General features: G+C 72.5%; 2 protein-coding genes. Both read left to right on the forward strand.

Features of this window, described 5'->3' with window-relative positions; all coding sequences use genetic code 11:
• A partial coding sequence (locus DQW85_RS23760; RefSeq protein WP_113702283.1) for a sensor histidine kinase occupies positions 1-1,069 on the forward strand: 1,069 nt, incomplete at its 5' end.
• Positions 1,070-1,123: 54 nt separating this feature from the next.
• Positions 1,124-1,873, forward strand: coding sequence for a LytR/AlgR family response regulator transcription factor (locus DQW85_RS23765; RefSeq protein ID WP_113702284.1), 750 nt, complete (start codon positions 1,124-1,126; stop codon positions 1,871-1,873).
• Positions 1,874-1,974 lie beyond the last annotated feature (101 nt).

Raw genomic sequence — 1,974 nt, forward strand, 5'->3', positions numbered from 1 at the left:
CGCCACGTTCGAGACCCTCCACACCGCCTCGCTCGCCGGCCCGCCGCTGCGGGCCGGACTGACCGCCGACGGGGCCCTGCGGGCCTCGCGGCACCTGCGCATGCTGCTCGGCTCCTCCGCGGTGGCCGTCACCGACAGCGAGCGTTTGCTGGTGTACGACGGCGCCGGCGAGCACCATGCCCACCAGGCGTTCGAGCACGCGCGGGCCACGCTGGAGGACGGCCGCACCCAGGTCCTCACCCTCGACTGCGAACTGCTGGAATGCCCCGTGCGGCACGCGGTGGTGGTCCCGCTCACCACCGACGAGCGGGTCGTCGGCGCGCTGGCGGCCTACGGGCCGCACGCCTCGGCGGGGCTGGTCAGGGCCGCCCAGGAGGTGGCCGGGTGGGTGGACTCGCAACTTGAGCTGGCCGAGCTGGACCGCTCGCGCACGCTGCTCATGGAGGCGGAGGTGCGGGCGCTGCGGGCGCAGATCTCGCCGCACTTCATCTACAACTCGCTCACCACGATCGCCTCGTTCGTCCGCACCGATCCGGAACGGGCTCGCGAGCTGCTGCTGGAGTTCGCCGACTTCACCCGCTACTCCTTCCGCAGGCACGGCGAGTTCACCACGCTGGCCGAGGAGCTGCGTTCGATCGACCGCTACCTCACGCTGGAGCGCGCCCGCTTCGGCGACCTGTTGCAGGTCACGCTGCGCATCGCGCCCGAGGTGCTGCCGGTCGCGGTGCCGTTCCTCTGCCTGCAGCCGCTGGTGGAGAACGCCGTCAGGCACGGCCTGGAGAGCAAGGACGGCGTCGGCCGCATCACGATCATCGCCGAGGACGCGGGCGCCCTGTGCCGGATCAGCGTCGAGGACGACGGGCTGGGCATGGACCCCGAGCGGCTGCGCCGCATCCTGGCCGGCGAGCTCAACCCGGCGGCCGGCGGCGTCGGGCTGGCCAACGTGGACGAGCGGCTGCGCCAGGTCTACGGGGACGACTACGGCCTCGTCGTCGAGACGGCCACCGGGGCGGGCACCAAGGTCAACGTCAGGTTGCCGAAGTATCACCCGGGCGTCTCGGCCCGCTGACCGCTGTTGTCCCAGGTTGACGCCAGGGCTCCGTTGTCGGTTTTATCACTGTCTATGGCGCAACTTCGTGTGCTGGCGGTGGACGACGAGCTTCCCGCGTTGGAAGACCTGTCCTACCTCCTCCGCGCCGATCCCCGCATCGGCGAGGTGACGACCGCCCGGGACGGCGCCGCGGCGCTGCGGCTGCTCGACCGCGCCATCGCCGACGGCAGGCCGATCGACGCGGTCTTCCTCGACATCAGGATGCGCGGGCTGGACGGCGTGGTGCTCGGGCGGCTGCTGTCGCGGTTCGCCAACCCGCCGCGCGTCGTCTTCGTCACCGCGTACGAGGAGCACGCCGTCGACGCCTTCGAGATCAAGGCGGAGGACTACCTGCTCAAACCGGTGCGCCCGGAACGGCTCGCCGAGGCGATCCGGCGGGTCGCTGTCTCGGCCGACGTGGCGACGGACACCGGGGAGTCCGACACGATCCCCGTCGAACTGGGCGGGGTGACCAGGTTCGTCTGCAGCGCCGACGTCGTCTACGTCGAGGCGCAGGGCGACTACGCCCGCCTGCACACCGCCACCGGCAGCCACCTGGTGCGCATCCCGCTTGCCACCCTCGAGGAGCGCTGGGCCTCGGCCGGGTTCGTCCGCGTGCACCGCAGCCACCTGGTGGCGGTCAAGCACATCGACGAGTTGCACATCGACTCGGGCAAGTGCGTGGTGCGCGTGGGGGAGACGGAGATCCCCGTCAGCCGCCGCCACACCCGCGAGCTGCGCGACCTGCTCGTCCGGCGGGCCAGGAAGGCGCGTCCCGAGTGACCTCCGACCCCACCCGCCGCGCCGGTCCGGTCCGCCGCCCGGAGCAGGGGCGCCGCGAGGCCGTGCCCCGGCGGGTGGCCGTGACGAGCCCCAGGACGGCC

Source organism: Nonomuraea lactucae, from assembly GCF_003313395.1.
In the GTDB taxonomy this organism is placed as follows: Bacteria; Actinomycetota; Actinomycetes; order Streptosporangiales; family Streptosporangiaceae; genus Nonomuraea; species Nonomuraea lactucae.

Bases quoted from the DNA above. Each gene is read 5' to 3' on its own strand.
- DQW85_RS23765 (WP_113702284.1), top strand. From the start codon at position 1,124: ATGGCGCAACTTCGTGTGCTGGCGGTGGACGACGAGCTTCCCGCGTTG.